9 protein-coding genes and 1 pseudogene are annotated in these 18,757 nt (G+C 52.4%); 6 read left to right on the top strand and 4 right to left on the bottom strand.

From position 1 onward, the window contains the following. Window positions 1-263 precede the first annotated feature (263 nt). The 3 genes from ACFQ14_RS12800 to ACFQ14_RS12810 all read left to right on the top strand — a co-directional run bounded on the left by ACFQ14_RS12800 (window position 264) and on the right by ACFQ14_RS12810 (window position 7,378). Window positions 264-3,773 carry a hypothetical protein gene (locus ACFQ14_RS12800; protein WP_377213150.1) on the top strand — a complete coding sequence of 1,170 codons (3,510 nt, stop codon included), beginning with the start codon at window positions 264-266 and terminating at the stop codon, window positions 3,771-3,773. A 69-nt stretch (window positions 3,774-3,842) separates the two neighbouring features. Beyond that, window positions 3,843-6,269, top strand: a complete 2,427-nt coding sequence (locus ACFQ14_RS12805) for a calcium-binding protein (RefSeq protein WP_377213151.1) — start codon at window positions 3,843-3,845, stop codon at window positions 6,267-6,269. Window positions 6,270-7,192: 923 nt separating this feature from the next. Beyond that, on the top strand, window positions 7,193-7,378 hold the full coding sequence (locus ACFQ14_RS12810; protein WP_377213152.1) for a hypothetical protein: 186 nt from the start codon (window positions 7,193-7,195) through the stop codon (window positions 7,376-7,378). A 51-nt stretch (window positions 7,379-7,429) separates the two neighbouring features. Here the strand turns inward: ACFQ14_RS12810 and ACFQ14_RS12815 are convergent, their stop codons facing one another. The 3 genes from ACFQ14_RS12815 to ACFQ14_RS12825 form a co-directional block, all read right to left on the bottom strand. Continuing rightward, window positions 7,430-8,062 (bottom strand): tyrosine-type recombinase/integrase, encoded by a 633-nt coding sequence (locus tag ACFQ14_RS12815; protein WP_377213153.1) that lies wholly within the window; start codon window positions 8,060-8,062, stop codon window positions 7,430-7,432. Between the two features lie 309 nt (window positions 8,063-8,371). After that, entirely contained in the window at window positions 8,372-9,322 is a 951-nt protein-coding gene (locus ACFQ14_RS12820) for an N-acyl amino acid synthase FeeM domain-containing protein (protein ID WP_377213154.1), read from the bottom strand. Between the two features lie 110 nt (window positions 9,323-9,432). Beyond that, complete coding sequence (locus ACFQ14_RS12825) at window positions 9,433-11,811, bottom strand: putative bifunctional diguanylate cyclase/phosphodiesterase (protein ID WP_377213155.1); 2,379 nt, start codon at window positions 11,809-11,811, stop codon at window positions 9,433-9,435. A 677-nt stretch (window positions 11,812-12,488) separates the two neighbouring features. Between ACFQ14_RS12825 and ppk2 the strand changes: the two are divergent. Both ppk2 and ACFQ14_RS12835 read left to right on the top strand, forming a co-directional pair. Then, a pseudogene (gene ppk2 / locus ACFQ14_RS12830) lies at window positions 12,489-13,319 on the top strand (polyphosphate kinase 2); the annotation flags it as partial. 1,205 nt (window positions 13,320-14,524) lie between these two features. After that, complete coding sequence (locus ACFQ14_RS12835; protein WP_377213156.1) at window positions 14,525-16,207, top strand: BCCT family transporter; 1,683 nt, start codon at window positions 14,525-14,527, stop codon at window positions 16,205-16,207. Between the two features lie 265 nt (window positions 16,208-16,472). On the opposite strand, the gene ACFQ14_RS12840 is transcribed toward ACFQ14_RS12835, so the two are convergent. Continuing rightward, the gene (locus ACFQ14_RS12840; RefSeq protein ID WP_377213157.1) at window positions 16,473-17,279 is read right to left on the bottom strand and encodes a crotonase/enoyl-CoA hydratase family protein; all 807 of its coding nucleotides are present in this window, start codon (window positions 17,277-17,279) and stop codon (window positions 16,473-16,475) included. Between the two features lie 215 nt (window positions 17,280-17,494). Here ACFQ14_RS12840 and ACFQ14_RS12845 point away from each other — a divergent pair, with 215 nt between their 5' ends. Beyond that, window positions 17,495-18,598 (top strand): dimethylsulfoniopropionate demethylase, encoded by a 1,104-nt coding sequence (locus tag ACFQ14_RS12845; protein WP_377213158.1) that lies wholly within the window; start codon window positions 17,495-17,497, stop codon window positions 18,596-18,598. The last annotated feature ends 159 nt before the right edge of the window (window positions 18,599-18,757 follow it).

The raw sequence follows: 18,757 nt of genomic DNA on the forward strand, positions 1-18,757 counted from the left end.
AAACGCACAAATGTGCGAAGTGGGGGTTTCAACGAGGAGTGTATCATACGCGGTCGAATGGCCGCCGATTAACGCTGTGGGTGTCAGAGCAACCGGGCGTTCGTCAAACTGTGCGAAAGGTCACAACTTTGGTGTGAAGCACCGATGTAAGATAATATCCCGCCAGAAAAGCGGCACCTGGGTATCAAACGTATGCGATTGAGCCTGGGGTGATGCTCCAGAGTTTTCGAGCGGTTGAGTGCCTAAATAAAGGAGAGGATGTTATGGCAACGATTACAACATATAGTGGGTCGCTGCTACCAATTACAAATTCTGTGAACGATTGGCTTGTGGATCGGGATGTTGTTCTCGTAGCCACCGCCACGCTTTACGTCTGGACGACACCGGACGGCCACCGCGTCAGCCTGACGGGCAATTTCACCTATCCCAACGGCGTAACAGAACCGCCTGAGGGCACCGTTGATGAGATGAACTGGGACACTGGCGGTGACGGCGTTGATGACGTGATTATTGACTACCTTGCCTTTGGTGGGTCGGCCATTGATGTCGGTGAATTCGTGGAGGGGGTCGGAGGCAACCCTTCCCAACTTGCTGGCCGATTTTGGACCCATGCCCTGACCAATGTGAATTCCGGAACCCTGAATGGTTTCGGCGCCGCAGCCGATTTCGACATTAATAGTTCGACCTTTGGATTTCAGGGATTTGGTCTGGACGGCACGAGCGGGCTTTCTGCGGCTTCGGAGTCCGATGACTTCACCATCACTGCAACAGGATTGATCATCGGGGATAAGGTGCAAGGAGGTAGCAGTTTCGTCTATGCAGCCGATGACTTGACGTTCGATCGTGCCGCTGCCGGTCTGACGGTGATCGTCGGTGACCTTGGTGAAACAACGTCTCTTGCTGGCACAATAACCGGTGCAGCAGATAGAATAACGGATCTTTCGCAGCAGGCCGGGGAGACCTATCTGGTCGGTGACGTCTGGGAACACGACTGGTCAAACAGTCTCGTAGGCGGGTCAGACACCATCAATAGCGTCAGCTTTGGTGCGACAATGGTTGGCGATGTTTGGCGAATTAATAATTCGACCACCAACACAGTAACCGTTACGGGCGGAGCTGACTTAATTTTTGGATCTGCACGCGCGGATACAATTATTGGCGATGTGTACGAGTTTTCTAACGGAACCTCTGCTGATGTCTTGATTGCTGGCGCTGACACAATTGATGGCGGCAATGGCGATGACACGATTTTCGGTGATTATCAGTTTAACTCGACAGGTGCGCTCGTCGTACAAGGCGATGACGTGATCGACGGCGGACTTGGTGACGATACGATCTGGGGTCAGACTGGCGACGATACGATCAATGGCGAGGAAGATGATGACTGGATTGAGGGTGGTGCAGGAAGCGATGATCTTACCGGTGGAACGCACGGGTCACTTGGCGACACGCTGGCCTACACCTTTTCAAGCTCGGCCGTTGAGATTGACCTCGGCGTAGGCACGGCACTGGGAGGCGACGCTATTGGAGATACCTTCACGGGTTTCGAAAATCTTGTTGGATCAGATCATGACGATGTTCTGACTGGTGATACCAACCTGAATGTTATTGAAGGGGGAAGTGGCTCCGACACGCTCAGTCGTGGTGGAGACGGCGCTGACATATTGCGCGGCGGTGAAGGTGACGACTACTTCTTCATCAATGATGGAGCTGCTGGGTTGGGCACCACATTGGAAGGAGGCGAAGGCACGGACTCCATTTTGCTTGCAGGCAGCGGATTTGCTTTCAAACCGAACGAATATGTCCTCGATTCCGTCGAGCAGATCGTATTTGCAACAACGACAAATTTGCTGACGCGCGTTGATTTCACTTCTGCCCAATTGGAAGATGAGCCGGCAATCGCTTCCCTACATCTCGTGAACCAAACGGGCGGGCCTGCACAGGTCAGGGTCGATGATGGGGTGCGCGCATCGGTGGACTTGTCTGGCCTTACTTTTGAGACGTGGGTTGGAGATAGTGACGACATACTGGTGCTGGGAGATGCTGATGACGAGACCCTGATAGGCGCTTCCGTTGCCAGCGATCTGCGCGGCCGTGAGGGCAATGACATGCTCTTGGGCGGTGCTGGAGATGACCAGTTATGGGGTGAAGAAGGCAATGATAATCTAGAAGGCGGTGCCGGAGCTGACTACCTGAATGGCGGCACCAATGACTTCGATGATATTGGGGACACGCTGTCCTACGCATCGTCAGATGCAGCGGTAAACGTCAACTTACAGGACAACACCGCTTCTGGAGGCCATGCCGAGGGTGACACGATAGTCCTGTTCGAGAATCTGATTGGTTCGGCCTTCGCCGACACGCTTTTCGGTAGAACAGGCAATTCAATCATCGAGGGTGGCGATGGCAATGACAGGATCTTTGGTGACCGAGGGGACGACATACTTCGTGGTGAACGGGGCAATGACACTTTCCTGCTGAATTATGACGCCCGCAATTATGTGCTTGTCGACGGTGGCGCGAATTACGATACGATCATCCTGAGAGATTTTGCTCCGATTACGCTTGAAAACAAAGATATTCGCTCGATCGAATCATTGATCTTTGAAATGACTGAAAGCGTTTTTGATGCCTATCTCGTGACAGATGCTGCCACTTGGAAAACTGCGGCACCATCTGGTCTGGATGTCTTTGTAAGAGAGGGTTTCACCGGAGGCATTGATATGGTCATGGACGGGGAGACAGAACTTGATTTGTCGTCCTGGACGTTCACCAATTGGTCTGGTCACATCGAGATCAATGGAGACAACGACGCTGAGACGATCACAGGCACAGCCGTAGCGGCGACCATTAACGGCAACGGTGGGGAAGATTCGCTTAGTGGCGGCGACGGTGACGACGATATTGATGGTGGTTCTGATGCGGACATTATGAGCGGCGGCGCCGGAAGCGACGAGTATTGGGTTGAAAATGTCGGCGACACCACGGTCGAACTCTTAGACGAAGGTTACGACCGTGTTTATGTCTCGGGTTTGTCGGACTGGACATTGGCCGACAATGTCGAACGTCTCACCTTCCTTGATACGGGCAACCACACCGCTACCGGAAACGAACTCGGCAATCGCATCGATGGCAATGCGGGCAATGACACGTTCATTCTCGATGCTGGTGGCAACGACATCTTCTCAGGCGGTCAGGGTCAGGACACGTTCGACGCGCGCGCGGGTTCGATGGGGATCGACATTGATCTCGTTTCCGGCACCCACGGTGGTGATGCCGCTGGTGATCTGTTTGCCTCGATGGAAGTCTTTTGGGGCTCCAACAACGCCGCCGTTTCCGACACAATGGTCACGGGCGCGGCGCGGGCCAAGTTCTACGGCTTTGCAGGCGATGATGACCTGACCGGAGGGGCTACCGTCGATTACCTCGATGGCGGACTGGGGAATGATACGCTCAACGGCATGGGAGCCCGCGACGGACTGCGCGGGTTCGTCGGGGATGATATTTTGACCGGCGGCGCAGACCGCGATTACTTTCAATACGTCTTTGCCGAATTCGACCACGACACGATTACCGACTACGAGGACGGCCTCGACTACCTGCGTGTATTCTCCGACGTCGCCACCACCGTGACCGACTTCACCATCACCGGCAACGGCACATCATCGGTGATGCTCACGCTAAACGACGGCACAGGCGAGAACACCATCACCATCAACGGCGCAGGTGGTTCCAACGTCACCATCGATGCAGCCGATTTCCTGTTTTATTAGGGGCAGATGCTGTAAACTCTGACATGCTGCCTTTCATCCAATCCTCCAAACCTGAAAAAAGGAACTGACTTGGCCACCATAGCGACACTGTCAACTTCCATCCTTCCTCCGACGTTTCCGGGACTGAATTCGTCAGTTGCCATCGACACGCTGCTCACCGAAAGCGCGATTGAATATTCGTGGCTCACGAGTGACGGCAACAAGATCACGCTGATCGGCGCCTTCACCTATCCGGGCGGTTTCGGCAGCTTGCCAGTGGGATCGGTTGATCAACTGATCTATGACACGGGCAATGATGGAACTGACGATCTGGCGGTCGACTACGGTTCCGATCCCCTGGATGCCGATGATTTTGTGACCGGTCCGGGTGGCGCCGCAAACCCTAACTCTTTCTGGGAACACGCGCTTTCTCAGGCTGACACCGGCACGATCAGCGGGACTGTCCCGCTCACCAGTCCGCTCTTTCTCGCCACTCAGGCATTTGGCCTGGACGGAAGCCTGGCATCGATCGCTCAAGCCGATATCATCACTTTTACAGGTCTCGGCCATCTGGCGGGTGACAGCTCACGGGGCAACGTGAGCTCTATGAGTTCATCCAATGGTTCGGCCGCTGATACGCTTACATTCAACAGAGCTGCGACAGGGCTTTCCGTTGTCACGGGCGATCACGGTTACATCGGCACCACGTCACCGAGTGAAATGATCACCGCCGATGATTTCATACAGGATGTTTCGACCGTCAGCGGTGAAACCTGGCTCGTCGGAGACATCTATGATGTCGGCAATAACTATACCGTCTACGCTGGTGACGACACGATCATCGGCGGGGGCGAAGAGGTCACGATTATCGGCGATGTCCACACCATGAGCGGCAGCGCTGGCGGCGCGGCGGCACCAACCGTTTACGGGGGGGCTGACACGCTCACAGGCGGCACAAAGGACGATCTCATCGTTGGCGACGTCTACGAAGTGACTGAAAGCATCCTGAACATCGATAACTTTCTGGTTGCAGGCGACGACATGATTGACGGAGGGCAAGGTGACGACATCCTGTACGGTGATTTTTTTAACAATACGTTCGGCGCCGGGGTCATCGGTGGCCACGACACTCTCAAGGGGAGCGAAGGCGATGACAAGCTTTATGGTCAACTCGGAAACGATGTTTTGCAGGGCGGCTCAGATGAAAACATCATCGATGGTGGCGAGGGCTTCGACATCGCATCCTACGCCGATGCAAAGGAGGGTGTTACAGTCGATCTGAATCTGCAGGGCGATTTTCAGGCGGTCAATTCCTTTTCCTTCGATCAGCTGGTCAGCATTGAAGGCGTGATCGGCAGTGCCCACAATGACATGCTGATTGCCGCCGAAGACATCGGCGCAGTTATGGAAGGGCTCGAAGGCGAGAACGAGCTGGTCGGCAGCGCCGAAGGGTTCGACACCGCCTCCTACGCAAATGCCGTCGTCGGTGTGAATGTCTCGCTCGAGCTGCTCAATACGGAGCAGGATACGAACATCAGCATCGACCGGCTGATCAGCATCGAGGCCCTGCTCGGATCGGCACACGACGACCTGTTGTCCGGGAATGGCGACGCAAACAGCCTCACCGGCGGCGCCGGCAATGATGACCTCGATGGCGGAGGCGGGTCGGATTCCCTCAATGGCGGTCTCGGCAATGACGAGTACTGGATCGATGATGCCAATGATATCGTGCTGGAATTGGCCGTCGAAGGCTATGACCGGGTCTATGCGGACGGCCTCACTTCTTACACTTTGCCCGATGATGTTGAACGCCTCACCTTCCTCGATACCGGCAATCACACCGCCACCGGCAATGACCTCGCCAACCGCTTTGACGGGAATGCGGGCAATGACACATTCATTCTCGATGCTGGTGGCAATGACATCTTCTCCGGCGGTCAGGGTCAGGACACGTTCGACGCGCGCGCGGGCTCTCTGGGGATCGACATTGATCTCGTTTCCGGCACCCACGGTGGCGATGCCGCTGGTGATCTGTTTGCCTCGATGGAAGTCTTCTGGGGCTCCAACAACGCCGCCGTTTCCGACACGATGGTCACAGGTGCAGCGCGGGCCAAGTTCTACGGCTTTGCAGGCGACGATGACCTGACTGGTGGTGCGACGGTCGACTATCTCGACGGCGGCATCGGCGACGATGTGCTCGATGGCATGGGCGCGCGCGATGGACTGCGAGGCTTTACGGGCGATGATACGCTGACGGGCGGCGCTGACCGCGACTACTTTCAGTATGTCTTCGCAGGCTTCGACCACGATACGATTACGGATTATCAGGACGGTCTCGATTACCTGCGTGTGTTCTCGGCAGTGGCTGATGAAGTGTCGGATTTCATCATTATAGGTAATGGCACATCATCCGTGTTGTTAACGCTGGATGATGGAACGACAGACAACACAATCACTCTCAACGGCGACGGTGGCTCCATCGTCACAATCGATGCGAGTGATTTCCTGTTCTATTGATCTGCTGTTTAGACGGCAACTAAGACCCGATGGTCGTCCCTCAAACGATCCTTGCATCCATCCACTCGAATGGCAGCTTTTCGGAAGGCAAATTTCAAAGACCGAATGACCTCAAAGGGCCGGTTTTGTTAAGATTGATTTGGCCTTTTTTGCTGTGAAAAGGAGAACAGTTTGCTTGCATGATCAATGAGTAACATCAAAAAACGTGACCAACGTCGAACGATGCTTCACCAGTCTCATATCGTAGCGCTAACGAATTTTGCACAGGAACTTAGAAATTTTAGCAATTTGGAGGTGCCCGATTTTGACCCAATGGATAGGGGTGTTGATGCGAGAGTCCTATTCTTGTTCGAAAAGCCGGGATCTATGACATCATCCATTGGGTCCGGCAAAAGAAGTGAGTCAGGTTCATCAGTCGCGACAATGATGACCCAACTGCTGAAGCCATCTACTGTTTCATGTTGAAAGCAGGCTTACCACGTGACTTGACGGTGTTGTGAACTTTGTTTCTTGGTGGAACAGCACTCGTAAGATTTCCTCGGTGGAACTATCGAACGGTTTGGAATGTATCGATCGACTCATAAGGTTGTTGCCTAAATTGCAGTCGGTTGTCTTTGTTGGCAAAAAGGCTGCAATGGCGAAAGCTCATTTGGCGGGCAGACAGCTAGTAGTTGTCGAGTCCGCCCATTCATCCCCGCTTGTCAGAGCTAGATGGCCTGAAAGGTGGCAAGAGATACCGAATCAGTGGGCGGAAGCGAGACGGTCGCTGGGCTGATCAGCATTCTATAGATGATCCGATCTTGACATCGTTGATAAATACAATGTCTGGCTACACCTTGAGTGGACTAGATCAATTTTGCGCTAAACAGCGACTATGGGCCGTCGCTCCTAGTCTTCCAGGACGGATCGGGTAATGTACCGGCATGTCAGTTCTTCTCCACAAGCTCGCTCGCTACGTTGTTCAAAAAGCAACATCTGATCCAGAGGCCCGTGACAAGGTACTAAAGGTTGCCCTGCGTGGTGTTGATGAGGCCAAACAGATAGCCAAAGAAAACGACCGTGCCTATGCAGTTGGTCGGGCGTTACGCCGAGCGTTAAAAGGCCTCTGAATTGGCCAAAGCTAAGTCATGGGCCGACTGAATCACAGTCAGCCCACCATGCTAGACTTCAACACCTTCCGAGATTGAAAGAGCGTCTTCTAAATCCACCCCAAGGTATCTGACTGTACTGTCCATTTTGGTGTGGCCGAGCAGCAATTGCACTGCTCGAAGATTTCCGGTCTTCTTGTAGATCTGGGCCACTTTTGTTCTACGCAAGGAGTGCGTTCCGAAGCCGTTTGGCACAAGGCCAATGCTGGCAACCAGTTCTTTCACCAGCCGTGTATATTGTCGGGTGGAAATATGGTCAGGGCTGTGAAAACGGCTTGGCCATGGATAATCTAAACCGATCATTGCGGCGTCTTCTAGCCAGGCGTTGAGCGACTTTCGTGTGCCCTTGGTAATTTCAAATTGAACGGGTTGTTTGGTCTTTGACTGCACAATCGACGTTCGCTCTTTTAGGTGACCCGCGACAAAGACATCCGTCACTTTCAACTGCACAAGATCGCAACCGCGAAGTTTGCTGGCCGCCGCCATATTGAAAAGTGCGAGGTCGCGTTTGCGATCGGCGAGTTCTAACCGAACACGGATGGCCCACACATGCTTAGGCTGAAGTGGGCGTTTCTGGCCAATGATTCGCCCCTTATTCCAAGCTCTGCGTGCTGGGATGATTGCGGGTAGATTTGGAGTAGTCATGACAGTTCTCCGACCGACCCTCCACTCCGAAACGTCTGCATTTTGCTGACATTTAGAACGCTAGTACATCACCAGTTTGGTCGACCGCTTTGAGCACTAGTACCAACTAGTATGCGTCGCAAAATGGGTAGGCTTGAGGTCGGCTTCGTGAAGTTAGCCAGGGCGGTTGTCACGACATGTGTACCTGAAGCAAATCACAAACTTTGTGCTAAACTTGCTCCATCGAAAACCCAAGACTAGCTTGTGAGGCTGCAAGCAGTGTCTTGGAAATGCAATCCACCAACGCTTTTTGAGATTGCGACACCCAAACTATGCTGCTTTGCGCAAGTCCTTTGTCGCGCGACTAGCGGTTGGAAGTACCGTCAAAAAGCGGTTGGGCGCCACATGTGACGAAATAAGTCGGTGATTGTTATTCCGAAAAGTTTCAGAATTGTCACTTGGATAAAGGGCAAAATCTCCGACCGGTAGGGAATTCCACATATCCAAATCGCCGAACAGCATTCTTCTTTCGTGCGGTAGCGAATGAAAGGCAGGAAAGCGGGTCAGCACGCGATCTCCATCCCGCTTCACATCGGAGGCAAACAGTTGCACCGGAAATTCGACGCCGGGATAGGTTCGCTCATCGGACAACGGTTTTGAAAAACTCAGACGCCTGTAAAATGCTCCGTGGCGCGGACGGATCGTGGACAACAGATAATCCGCATTGAAATGAAGTGCAGCCATCGCGGCAAGTCGCACGGTGAGGTAGGCAAGTTGTGGATGTTCGCGGGCGGCTCGCCGATCTGTGATAAGTCGGCTTGGATCAATGAAACTGCAGCCTGCGTCCAGCATTGGATTGAGAATGTCGGCGAACGTGAGCATGGATACACCAATGCGACGCTCCGGCGTCATCCGCTGAAGCCGAATGGCTGAAACCATTTCACCATCAAGCCAAATGGCAAACCGCAGTGCTTGAGGGTCGTAGTCGAAATGATCGATCAACTTGCGGTCAGGTCGCGGCAGGACGTGACCGTCTCTGTAGTAGCAGTCATATCGGAAGCGAAACAGCGCTTCGAGATCATCACTGCTTGTGATGGGGCGATATTCAATTTGATCGAGAAGGGCGATTGCCTTCTCAGCAAATGAAGAGATGAAGTCGCCCGGATTGGGTTTTCCCCTTACACGCTGTGACGATGGTGCTAGCGGATTTACGTCGTCGTTATGCGCCGTGGTTGGGAACACAGGTTCGCAATCCGGCAGTTCGGTAAATTCAAAGTTCATGATTTCGCCCCGTCCGGGCAAACATGAACGCTCGCCCCTGAGGGCAAGTTTAAGGAAGTTTTAACTCATGTAAATAGAATGCTAATTTTTCGGCCGCGCCACGGACTGTGCTATGCGACCGCGCTGAACCCATTCTTTCGTGAACCCGTTCCACCAAATGCAGATACCAGTGTGGCAATGTCCCGTTCGCGCATAGGGCGTCCGAACAAATAGCCCTGTGCAAGGTCGAAATCGACTCTTTCGCTTAGTAGATCCATCATTTCCTGAGTTTCGATGCCCTCAATGACGACCGACTTTTCAAGCAGTCGAGCGAGCTGCGTGATGCCTGACAGCACCTGCAATTGTCTTGGGTCACTCTCTACGGCCTCCACAAATGAACGATCAATCTTGAGAATATCGAATGGGATTTTGTGAAGGTAGGACAGCGATGAGTATCCGGTTCCAAAATCATCCAATGCCACCCGCACACCGCGGCTTCTGATTTCAGTTATGGCTGCGAGGACGTCAGTTCGCAGCTCCAACATCGCCGTTTCAGTGATCTCGATGATCAAGCGACTTGGATCCAATGCAGCCTGTTGAAGAGCTTTTTCAATAGACCCAATGATTGTGTCGGAGGAAAAATCTTTGGCTGACAGATTGACCGATACGCTGATGTCGCCGGGCCATTCGGCACAACAACGACACGCATTCTCCAATTGCCAGATGGTGAGATCGCGAATGGCTCCCGTTTGTTCCGCCAACGGAATAAACTCAGCCGGGCTGACAGGGCCAAGCTCAGGATGGGTCCAGCGCGCCAACGCCTCTGCGCTTTTGGGGAAGCCGGTCTCAACGTCCACGAGCACCTGAAAGGCGCTTTCAAGCGTTCCTTGGTCAATTGCTGCAACCAAGCCATCACGGAGCACGGCTGTGCGTTCCATCTGGCGTTTCATCTCTTCGTCAAATACTTGGATTTGTTTTCTATCGTCTCTCTTGGCGCAATATTGCGCAAAATCCGCCTGTGAGATCGCTTCATCGACCAGGGTCTTGGCTGCACCGCGCCTATATTCCGACACGTCGAGGTGAGCGATTCCAATTGATGCTGACAGATCAAGCTGAAGTCCCTGAATCGACGCAGCTGCGTTGGTCGACTCGTTGATCTGTTTGCACCACGCAATAAAGGCAGCTGGACTGTCCAAGTGTTGAACTGCCACGAATTCATCACCGCCCAGACGACCGCACACGCCATTTAAATCGACACAACCGTCAAGGCGTTTTGCAAGAATCTGCAAGGCAGCGTCACCAACCGAATGTCCATGCGTGTCGTTGAGTATTTTGAAGCTATTGACGTCAACCACAGCAAAAGCGAGCCCACGTCCCTCAAATCGATCATAGAGTTCGCGAGCACGCTCAAACAAGCGTTCCCGGTTGGCAATTCCGGTAAGGGAGTCATATTGCGATAACCGCTCAATCCGAGCTTGAGCCAACTTTTGCTCGCTCACGTCATCTATGCGCAAAACCAGGCTGGCATCCGGACTACAGCCGCAGGCGACCATGAAAGAGCGACCATCACGGCCTTCAAATGAGAAAGGTTCACTGCGTTGGTTGATGAGTTCGTTTAGCTTTGTTTTGTGCGTCTGTGGATCACTCGAAATTGCAGACAATATTTCGATGGCCTCGGAAATATATGTGTTGTCTTCGCTCACCGGTTGGCGAAGCTGAAGCAGTTCGCAAGCCTCGGAATTCGCGAAAACCAAACGACCGGAGTTTGAGAACATCACCAGACCGCTTGGCACAGTCTCCATTGCTGTGCTCAGCTTTGCCTCTGATGCGGCAATTTCCTGCCCTCGCAAAACGGCCGTATCGAGTGTGTTCCTCATCGAACGGGCCATCGCGACCGTGGACACCATGTTAGCGATGAGAAGCGCGCCGAGAAATTTTTCCAGCAAGCCGCCATAGATCCAAATGCCTGTAATCATGGGAAGCCCGATTACGAGCATCTGCAGATTAACGTAGCGGGCTGAGGGGTAATTCCGCCCGCATATCCCGATCATGTTTGCGAGCGTGGCGGTGAATGCGGTCAATACAATGAAGGGAGCCGTATGATGCGATTGGACATAAAAACACCAAACGCCAAGGACCAGTGCCGACATCACGCCGCCAGAAATGCAGGCTGCATTCCAGTATCTCAGTCGGCTCGGTGAAAGCTGATTGTTGACGGCTTTCGTTGGCAAGCCTTGGCGGTAGCCAAGAGCCAAAAGTACCCGAAGTCCGGATAGCAGCGCCGAAACCAAAGCGAGGACCAGAAAAACCGGGTCCGCATCGGCGGCGTAGCATAGCAAGAGCGCAGCAATTGTGCCCAAACCGCCATACGCAATCGTTGCTGTGTTGCCAAAGAGCGGATCAAGACGCTCTTTCTGAGCAAGGATATCGCTCTCGCTTCCGTAATCCATGTGAACTGCCCCATCGTTCAACAAAACCCGTTCCCAAGCTACGTGGAAGAAGTTTTCCAAAGGTGAACGCGCTCCTATGAATATCAATATTTCAACAGCTTAGCTTTCGATTTGAGTGGTACGTATTTTAGGGCTTACCCGGATTTTAGGCTTTCAAGTGACATGACCGAGGAATACTTGGCGTTCGATTGCATCGATGATTGATGGTGGCAGCACACCGAACCTCAGATATAGATTTGAGAGGGTCAGCAATTTCCAAGGTGGAACGGCCTTTCTGAACAATAGTGACTTTGTCCGCCCTATGGTAGAACAGCACCATGACGTCTCGGACCCAACCGAACGGCTGCTTTGCGGAAAATTGATTGAGAATCGGATCGCGACGCGACCGGCAGGCTTAAGCCGCGGCGAGAACCACTCATCACAGTCAAATCCAACGGCTCACCGGCAGCATCGAGCCGCAAGCAATGTGTGATTTGAACCATTTGATACAGATCATCGGTTGCTGCTTGTGGTGGGCATCACGTCGCGATCAATCCATGCGGGATGTTGATTCATATCGAGGAGTTTGCGGTCACTGTCGGCTAGCATTTGTGGATCAAAAACTAGGGAGCGAAGTGCAATGGCAACGAAAAAGCTTGCAGAAACGGTGGTGCCGAACGCGGCTGTTGATCAAGCGATAGACAGCGTCGTGCATGACCAAATGACTCGGGCGCGCGGCCAAGACGAGATTCGTCGGACTTTTTAAAAACGGCGAATATCCTTATGCTGAGAAAATCAAAACCGCTGATTATGAAACCGAAAAGGCTGAACTTCAGGTTGAGCTTTTAAAGGCTCAGGACTGGATTAAGGCCAGTGGTCAAAAGCTAGTTTTGATCTTCGAAGGTCGCGATGCCGCAGGGAAAGGTGGAGCGATCAAGCGTTTCATGGAGCACCTCAATCCTAGAGGTGCCCAAGTGGTTGCGCTGGACAAACCCACTGATCGTGAAAAAAGCCAATGGTATTTCCAGCGCTACATCGCCCATTTGCCCGACGGCGGTGAGATGGTTCTGTTTGACCGATCTTGGTACAATCGTGGCGGCGTCGAACGGGTTATGAATTTCTGTACGCCAAACGAATATCTGGAGTTCATGCGAGAGGCGCCGGAGTTGGAGCGCATGATGGTACGTTCCGGAGTCTTGCTTTTCAAATACTGGTTTTCGGTCACTCAAGAAGAGCAGAAACTGCGTTTCCGGTCCCGTGAACTTGAACTGTTGAAACAGTGGAAACTGTCTCCCATCGATAGGCAATCCTTAGACAAATGGGATGACTACACAGAAGCAAAAGAAGCCATGCTCTTCTACACGGACACGGCTGATGCTCCTTGGACAATTGTTAAATCCAATGACAAAAAGCGGGCTCGCCTAAATTGCATGAGACACTTTTTGTGGTCCCTTCCTTATACGGGCAAGGACGCAGAAGTGGTCGGTGCACCGGGCCCATTAATCGTCGGGTCCAGCAGTGATGTCATTGGAACCAGCCAGCATATTCTGGGCAAAACTCTCCATCCTGAACAGCGCCGTGAACGGTGAGGTGCCATCAATTCCAGCTTTATGACGACGGATTACAGTGGTTCTTCTTCGGGATAGAGTCCCACGCAAAAATCAATTGGCTGTCGGGTTAGAATTACCGTGAATTTGAATTCCGTGAGATGATTGATCCTTCAACTTGATGGTTACCGTCAGCTTTCGACACTCTAGCAGGCTGAAAAATACATAAGCCCGCCGCTTGACAGTTTTTATGATTCGGCGCACGCTTTCAATATCGACACAGTTTTTTCGAAGTGATAACAGAAGCTTACGCTTACGTAAAAACTCTGCCTAAGCCCCATTCGTGCGTTCTATCTTCGCAGTTTTGGGCAAGGTAGACGAAGATTGTCGATGGATAAGGAGGCACGATGATACCGCCTGAAAAGCGTATGGGCCTAACCCGAAAGGGCGGCCGCGGACGCTAGCTTCGACAGCGCTAAAATTCCATGTGTTGTCAGATTGAAGCCCCAGTAGGTTACCCCGAAAGGCAGATATCAGAAGCGACGCCCGAAACGCATCTTACAATTGCAAAATGTAATCGGCAGTGTGTATGCACGCGCCGAACCATACACGCCAGAAATTTGGCTGTGAACAAAATCCCCGCAGGCGCAAATGTTTAGAGCGCTGCGGGGTAATTTTTTGAAGTGACGGCAGCGGATATTTAGTCCGGTCGCGCAATTAGGATATTTTGCTTTGTCTGCGTCCTGGTCATCCAGCATCATGAAGTCAGGTACCAGCTGAATGGCTGCTGTGGTGAAGTCGATTGAAAAATCGAAGCGCGTCACCAACGACCGCAATGGGCCGCGAGCTCCAATGGCCCTTGGGTTTATCTAACCAGCTCAACAGCATTGGCGCGTCAATTTCATTTCAAAGTCGACTTTCAGCATATGCAGTCCGAATTGCTAGAAACCAATTTCACATTGCCAAATTTCGAGGAATCCAAATTCCCTCGGCACTCTTTCTGGGAGCGGAGTCTCTGGATTGCTGCAGTGAAACTTACGTAGCGAATATTCCAACAAGGTATCAGCTCACAGTGACTATCCAGATTTTGAAATGCCACTCGGTACGTCTTTCAATTTTCCAGGTTTTAATATCCCATACCTCTCGGCGACATTGACGATTTTCTCACAATGGATGACCACCTGAAATCCGATCAAATTTGCCAATTGCATTTGTTTGGTTAATCTTCGAAGCGGGAGGAATATAAAATGAAACCACCACTTTCCGAATTGCCCATTAAAACCGCCGACACAGGATTTTACGGCGGCTTTAGTGTGAGCGTCACCGTTATCTCAAAAATCATCATTAGTGTTCTAGTCGTCTGGGCCATCGTCTGGCCTGAGTGGGCGGGCAAAGTGCTCGGTGCATGGAATACGACAATTCTAGCAAACTTTGCCGCTTGGTATATTTGGGTAGTCGCATTTTTTATTATTGTCTGTCTGGGTCTGGCCTTGTGGCCGACAGGTGGCAAATTGAAACTTGGGCGGGACAGTGAAGAACCGGAATTTTCGAATTTCTCTTGGTTTTCTATGATGTTCGGTGCCGGAATCGGCGTTGGCATGCTCACTTGGGCCGTTGCCGAACCCATTGCCCACTTCAAAAACAACCCTTCAGTTATCCAAGGCGCCACAACGGCTCTTAACGCGGATAACGTGCGAGAGGCTTATGTTTGGTCATTCCTGCACTGGGGTTTGGGCGCTTGGGCATGTTACGCGGTTGCAGGTTTGTCACTTGCATTCTTTAGCTATCGCCGCGGTCTGCCGCTGACAATCCGTTCGTCCTTGACCCCTCTTTTCGGTAAAGCCTTGTCAGGCAACCTTGGGCACTTCATCGACATTGTTGCTGTTGTGGCAACAATTTTGGGCGTGGCTCAAACACTTGGTTTTGGTGTGGAGCAATTCGTTGCTGGCCTTACACGCATTGGCATCGGTGGGCTGGCCCTGGAAGATGGCTCCGCGACTACCTTGGGCATTATCGTTGCGCTCTTGGTAATTATGGGCGCTTCAACGCTCTCCGCGTTGTCCGGTGTTGGCAAAGGCATCAAGTGGCTTTCCAACATCAACATGGTGCTTTCAATAGTGCTGTTAGGCTTTTTTATCATCTTTGGAGCGACTTTTTTTGGGGCTACAGCGTTCTTTGTAGGCATCTTTGATTATCTGGTGGCCTTGCCAGGGTTGAGCTTTAACGTTTTCGTCTCCGACGGTGTGGAAGGCAGTGAAGCCTTCAAACTGGCGCAGTGGCAGGGCTGGTGGCCTGTGTTCTACTGGGCTTGGTGGATTGCATTTGCGCCCTTTGTTGGCCTCTTCCTCGCGCGCATTTCAAAGGGACGTACGATCCGTGAATTCGTGCTTGGCGCGATGATCGTGCCGTCCTTGATGTGCTTTGTGTGGTTTGCATGGGCCGGTGGCACAGCTGTTGATCTGGAACTAAGCGGTGGCGCCGGTGGCGTTATCCTTGACGCTGCAAACGGCGACAAGATCTTCGCAATGACCGAGTTCATGCTTGCTCCAATTGCACAGTGGCTGGCTTGGGCAATGGCGCTTCTTATCGTTGTGTTGCTGATGACGTTCCTCGTGACGTCTGCTGACTCAGCAGTCTTGATCGTGAACACAATCAACGCAGCTGGCGATGAAGGCCCAAAGGCCCGTCCACACATCCTGTTCTGGGGTGCAGCGCTCGCGCTTGTTGTTGGAGGGTTGCTCATTTCCGGAGGCACAGGTGCGATACAAACAGCGATGGTGATCGGTGCACTACCGTTTTCTATTGTGATGGTGCTTATGTGCGTCTCGCTCATAAAGGCGATTTACAACGACGGACGACGCGAAAAAGTCGGGGTTCAATCAGTGACCGCTGGGGCAGATGCTATGCCGAGTGGCATACCTGCAGAATAAACAGCGCAAGCAATGATATCGAAAGCCCCCGAAACTTTGGTTCCGGGGGCTTTTTCGTCATGTGTCACGACGGATTGGATTGAGAAGCCCAGGAAAGTGGCAGTCTGGTTTAGCTGGATGGATTCAATTCAGCTCTGATCTGTGCGGCTACAATGCGGACTGAACGCTAGATCACCCCAAGCGCTTCGTATTTTGCTTTGATAGACGATCACACGCAGCGTCATACGGGCATTTTCAAAAACGTGTTCTTGTTAGATTTTCAAAACTAGTCCTCAGGACGGATGCGAGCTGCGCTCTTATCTGCAAAGGCGGCTAGCCGCTCACGCGCATCAGGTTGGGTGTTCACAACGCCGGCAACAACCGCCTCGGCATAAGCAGCATCCATGGCTGACATATTTTGCATGTGGCTCACCGCCGAACAGATGGCAAAATTAGATAGAGGCAGGTTCTGAGCCGCCCGATGCGCCAATTCCAAAGCCTTTTCAAAGCTTGATCCGTCGACAATGTATTGGGCCAAACCGAGATCAACTGCGGCTTGCCCTTTATATGTCCTGCCGGTGAGCATCATATCAATCATCCGGGATTTACCGACGAGATCAGAAACGCGGATGGTTGCGCCACCGCCGGTAAACAACCCGCGCTGTCCTTCGGGCAAACCAAAATAGGCTGATCGATCCATCACCCTAATATGAGCCGAACTGGCGAGTTCTAGTCCACCGCCAACAACAGCGCCCTGGAGCGCAGCAATGATAGGTACGCCACCATATTCCATTTTGTTAAAGGCCTCATGCCAACGAAGACACACATGCATGAAGTCCGCCGGACTGCGGTCTTCGTGATGATGCTCAATGAGATCCAAACCGGCGCAGAAATGATCCCCTGCTCCAGACAGCACGACAGCGCGAACATCTGCCCTCGGAGCGATCGAGAAGAAATCTACGAGTTCCTCAATGGTGGCAATATCCAGTGCATTCCGCTTGGTTGGACGATTAAGTGTGACAACCCAAACGCCGCCTTCTTGCGCTTCGATTGAAAGGTTTTGGAAGCGGGAAGGATCGATCTGCTGTTTCATAGTATTTTCCTACTGAGTGTTGAACTCACCTGATCGGTAGACTTCGTCTCAGGCTGTCTGCACTCGTTGAAGTTTTAAGAATGCCTTATGGGACGGCCACACTGATTTCAATGAAGAATACCTGTTGGCGACGCTGCCTCATAGTTTTTGCGTTGACGAAGTGCCAGCAGAAATGTCAGTGGCGTTTTTGAACGACAGATTACGAAAGAACTCTCATGGCATTGCTGTCTCCTTCTCGCAGACTCCGTCGCACACCGTTTTCCGATGGTGTCGAAGCTTCTGGCGTAAAGGCCTACACGGTCTACAACCACATGCTTTTGCCAACTGTGTTCCGCTCGATTGAAGAGGACTACCGTCATCTAAAAAATGCCGTTCAGGTTTGGGATGTTTCGGTCGAGCGGCAAGTTGAGGTTCGCGGGCCGGACGCGGGACGCCTCATTCAGCTATTGACCCCGCGAGACCTGAGAGGAATGCTGCCCGGCCAGTGCTATTATATGCCGATTGTTGATGAAACAGGCGGTATGCTGAACGATCCCGTCGTGGTGAAATTGTCCGAAGACCGTTGGTGGATTTCGATCGCTGACAGCGATTTGCTTTATTGGGTCAAAGGTCTTGCTTACGGTTACCGTCTTGACGTTTTGGTCGACGAACCCGACGTGTCGCCCTTGGCTGTTCAGGGCCCCCGAGCAGACGATCTGATGGCCGCAGTTTTTGGTGACAGAGTGCGTGATATTCGCTTTTTCCGATTCATGCAGTTGGAATTTCAAGGGCGGTACCTGGTGGTTGCTCGTTCGGGCTACTCAAAGCAGGGCGGCTTTGAAATTTACGTTGAAGGCGCTGACATCGGCATGCCGCTTTGGAACGCCTTGATGGAAGCGGGTAAGGACTTGGATGTTCGTGCCGGTTGTCCCAACGCTATTGAGCGTGTCGAAGGTGGGCTTCTATCATATGGCAACGACATGACCGACGATAACACGCCCCACGAATGCGGTCTTGGCAAATTCTGCACCACTCAGACGGCTATTGGGTGTATTGGTCGCGATGCCTTGCTGCGCGTGGCCAAAGAGGGGCCGGTCAAGCAAATTCGCGCGATCTCCATTCAGGGCGAGCCTGTTCCCGTATGTGATCGGTATTGGCCATTGATGTCTAAAGACAAAGTTGTTGGTCGTGTTTCATCGGCTGCATGGTCGCCAGATTTCTCCACGAACGTTGCAATTGGAATGGTTCGCATGACGCATTGGGACGACGGAACTGAATTGCTGGTTGACACCCCCGATGGCCCACGCACCGCTATCGTTAAGGAGAAATTTTGGATTTAGAGGCTTACCAAAAATGTTAGCCAGAACGTGGTGAAGCATAGGCGGTAATCTTCTGGCAACAGGCTGCACGCCATCCACGAAAAGCAGCATCCGTTTGGGTTGCCCGCGCTCGGTGGCAAATGAAATGCGCCGCTAAACTTCGTCAATGTTCGAAGGAAA

This window comes from Pseudahrensia aquimaris, from assembly GCF_042676045.1.
GTDB classification, from domain to species: domain Bacteria; phylum Pseudomonadota; class Alphaproteobacteria; order Rhizobiales; family Rhizobiaceae; genus Pseudahrensia; species Pseudahrensia aquimaris.

Bases quoted from the DNA above. Each gene is read 5' to 3' on its own strand.
- ACFQ14_RS12800 (WP_377213150.1), top strand. From the start codon at position 264: ATGGCAACGATTACAACATATAGTGGGTCGCTGCTACCAATTACAAAT.
- ACFQ14_RS12810 (WP_377213152.1), top strand. From the start codon at position 7,193: ATGTCAGTTCTTCTCCACAAGCTCGCTCGCTACGTTGTTCAAAAAGCA.
- ACFQ14_RS12815 (WP_377213153.1), bottom strand. From the start codon at position 8,062: ATGACTACTCCAAATCTACCCGCAATCATCCCAGCACGCAGAGCTTGG.
- ACFQ14_RS12820 (WP_377213154.1), bottom strand. From the start codon at position 9,322: ATGAACTTTGAATTTACCGAACTGCCGGATTGCGAACCTGTGTTCCCA.
- ACFQ14_RS12835 (WP_377213156.1), top strand. From the start codon at position 14,525: ATGAAACCACCACTTTCCGAATTGCCCATTAAAACCGCCGACACAGGA.
- ACFQ14_RS12840 (WP_377213157.1), bottom strand. From the start codon at position 17,279: ATGAAACAGCAGATCGATCCTTCCCGCTTCCAAAACCTTTCAATCGAA.
- ACFQ14_RS12845 (WP_377213158.1), top strand. From the start codon at position 17,495: ATGGCATTGCTGTCTCCTTCTCGCAGACTCCGTCGCACACCGTTTTCC.